Genomic DNA, 3192 nt, shown 5'->3' on the forward strand with positions numbered 1-3192 from the left:
TTCCATGTCAAACGTATAATAGTCATCACTCCAAGGTTCTGTGCTTTTTAACAAGGTAAAGAGTGTAGGTGGAAGATTCTGAATCACAGGTGAAGTGGGGTTTGTGTCGACGAGCGCAAGGCACCCACCCGGACGCAAAATTCTCATTATCTCTTGGAAAATGTTACGGGTGGCTTGACGAGGTAATTCATGGGTGACAAATTGTAATGTTACCACATCAAAAGACTCATCAGATAACCCTGTATCTTCCGCCTGGGCATGGATCCAGGAAGAAATATCTGATTGAATATCTAGGGCTTGGGCAACCGCAAGCATATAGGGTGATAAGTCTAGACCTACCGTCTCTACTTTGACATCTTGGCGACTGGTGTAGTACTGATGCAAAGTTCGGGTTGAGATGCCAGTGGAACAACCCATATCCAGGATATTAGCAACCGGATGGGGACCATACTCTCCCAAAACTTGGTGGAAGCTGTGGCGCAGTCTATTCTGAGCTGTTTGCCAACTCAAATTTTCTTTAGGCCATACCCGTAACGCCATGGATTGAATGGCTGAAGGCGCTTCAAAGGCAGCCTTCCAGCACAAGTTACCTGCAGAATAAGCGTGAAAGGGGACTAGGTAGTAATCTGGATAAGTCACAGTGGGGTTGGTGATTTTATTCAGAAGTCCCTTCGCTCCTGACCTTTCAAGCGACTGGTAGTTTTGTTGCCAGGGAATGCCATTTTGTTCGGCAGTTTTGATCAAGACCTGCCTGGCCTGGTATTTCATCACTGCATAGATGGGCTTAATTTGGATCAAGTGATTAATAAAGCTGGAGAGTAAATCCCCCCCAGCCCAATCGGGTTTGAGCTTACTTCCCATAGCTCAACGTACAGAACCTCGCAGCAGTTCAGCATCAATTGGTTTAGCAAGATAGATCTGTAATAAATACCAGAGTGTTCCTACAATTAACGGTAGCTTTCGGAAGAACTTAATGACCTGAGGCTGATTACTGCTGTCAATCGCTTTCATTTTGATGTTGTTGTCTGAGCATCTCTTCAGGCGAGGAAAGAAGTCAGGATGATCCACATCTAACACGGAAGGGAAGGCTCGCTTGGCCGTTTCGTTGGTGTGTCGAATCACATCAGCATCGAATTCAGCGGCATCAAGCCCCAACATCTCATAGAACTTAGACCGTTCATGAACCGTCAGGGTATGAGTAGCAAAGACTGTCAGCAGAAAGAAGCGACTCCAAAGTCTAGATCGCCAGGTTTTCCAGAGCTGAGGTTGGGAGCGAATGAGGGCTTTAAAGATATCACCATGGCGATTTTCATCCTGGCACCAAGGCTCAAAGTAGCGGAAAATCGGGTAGAACTGGTGTTCAGGATGTTTTTCTAAATGGCGATGGATGAGGATATAACGCCAATAGCCAATTTTCTCCGAGAGATAAACCGTGTAGAGTACCCACTCAATGGGGAAGAAGGTATAGGTGCGCTCTTTCGTTAATTTCCCCAGTTCCAGTGTGATATTAAAGTCAGCCATTGCTTTATTTATAAAGCCTGCATGGCGGGCCTCGTCGCGGGCCATCAGCTGAAAAATCTCTGTCAGCAGGGGGCTACGACCCTTAAGCCTACGAGACAACTCTTTAAAAAGTAGAAATCCAGAAAACTCTGAAACACAAGATCGTTCCAGGTAATCAATGAAAGCCTGTCTTTCCTCGCCTTGAATATGGTCCCAAGATTGTTTGAATTCTTGATCCTGAACGAAGTGGCGTTGGTTATAGTCCGCTTTCATCTCCTCTAAAACCGCCTTCAACTCCGCCTCTTGAGCTGAAAGATCTAGCTTGGCGGTCTTATCAAAGTCGGTCGTATAGAACCTAGGGGTCAGAACGCTTTCTTCAATTGCTGTTCTCTTTGTACCCTGCTTGAGGTCAGCTTGGGATGATGCTGCCAGAGTATTGACCATGGATATCTTAAAATAACTGTTCAGCTATATTAGACTATAGCTAATTGTTTGATCTAGCATTATTTTACAAATGTTTGCCTTAATACTCCTAAAACAAGGTCTGTGAGGAATATCCCCTTACTCCACAAGGCCAACATCTAGGTTGTATGGTCGGATAACTCTAATCTCATCGAAACTTTCATGGCTTAAGGAGAAGGAGATTTAGCCAGGTTTGAAAAAATACTGATTCATACCCCAACCAGGAGGATTGAGATTTAGACTCGCCTGTTAATCCACTCTTTTGGTTCACTCAGTCAGATGGAGACTATATAATTGTGACTTTTTATGAATGGATACTATGAGTTTGTAAATCAGTTATATAGTTATTCAGTGATTTATATTTCAATACCAATATGTCAAAACTTGCGACTCGGTCGAGAAATAACCATTCAATATCCAATAGTTCATCCGCTCTTACTTCATCCATAACTACCTCCAGTAATTCTTCGCCCGTGGATTCTCGCCAAAGAGTGAAGCAGTTTATGCGAGGGTTGCAGGATCAGATCTGTCAGGGATTAGAGCAGCTTGATGGTCAAGCTCGTTTTCAAGAAGATTGTTGGCAACGACCTGAACGAGGCGGTGGGCGAACTCGTGTTATTCAAAACGGTAGAGTTTTTGAACAAGGGGGAGTCAACTATTCAGAAGTCTGGGGGAGTTCTCTACCACCCGCGATTTTGAATCAGCGCCCTGAGGCTGAGGGTCATGATTTTTTTGCCACAGGGACATCCATGGTCTTGCATCCGCGTAACCCCTATGTCCCGACAGTGCATCTCAACTACCGTTATTTTGAGGCTGGTCCAGTTTGGTGGTTTGGTGGGGGTGCTGATTTAACCCCTTACTATCCATTTGCAGAGGATGCGATCCACTTTCACCAAACTCTTAAACAAGCTTGCGACCCACATCATCCAGAATTTTACCCGACCTTCAAACGTTGGTGTGATGAGTACTTTTATTTAAAACATCGCCAAGAAGCACGGGGTATCGGTGGTATATTTTTTGACTATCAGGACGGTCGAGGTCAACTTTATCAAGGGCCAGACCTAGAAGGTGCAGCAGCCCAATATAGTGATCATGTCGGTACCATCGATTGCGGCTGGGAAGCATTATTTGATTTTATTCGCAGTTGTGGAGAGTCTTTCTTACCCGCCTATCTACCTATTGTAGAACGGCGACAGGGAATGGAATATGGTGATCGCCAGCGACAGTTTC

3 protein-coding genes are annotated in these 3192 nt (G+C 44.9%); 1 reads left to right on the forward strand and 2 read right to left on the reverse strand.

From position 1 onward, the window contains the following. Together Q0991_RS20260 and acsF are read right to left on the reverse strand one after the other, a co-directional pair. Positions 1-861: class I SAM-dependent methyltransferase (locus Q0991_RS20260; protein WP_299491949.1), on the reverse strand; the 861-nt coding region annotated here is incomplete at its 3' end. A gap of 3 nt (positions 862-864) precedes the next feature. Next, a complete protein-coding gene (gene acsF, locus Q0991_RS20265) occupies positions 865-1944 on the reverse strand; it encodes a magnesium-protoporphyrin IX monomethyl ester (oxidative) cyclase (RefSeq protein WP_299491951.1) in 1080 nt (359 codons plus the stop codon). 392 nt (positions 1945-2336) lie between these two features. Here acsF and hemF point away from each other — a divergent pair. Continuing rightward, on the forward strand, positions 2337-3192 hold an 856-nt coding region (gene hemF / locus Q0991_RS20270; protein ID WP_299491953.1), incomplete at its 3' end, for an oxygen-dependent coproporphyrinogen oxidase.

Origin of the sequence: Acaryochloris sp. IP29b_bin.137, from assembly GCF_028285745.1 — a bacterium.
Classification (GTDB): domain Bacteria; phylum Cyanobacteriota; class Cyanobacteriia; order Thermosynechococcales; family Thermosynechococcaceae; genus Acaryochloris.

Excerpts from the sequence above, each read along its gene's own strand:
- acsF (WP_299491951.1), bottom strand. The coding sequence starts at position 1,944 with ATGGTCAATACTCTGGCAGCATCATCCCAAGCTGACCTCAAGCAGGGT.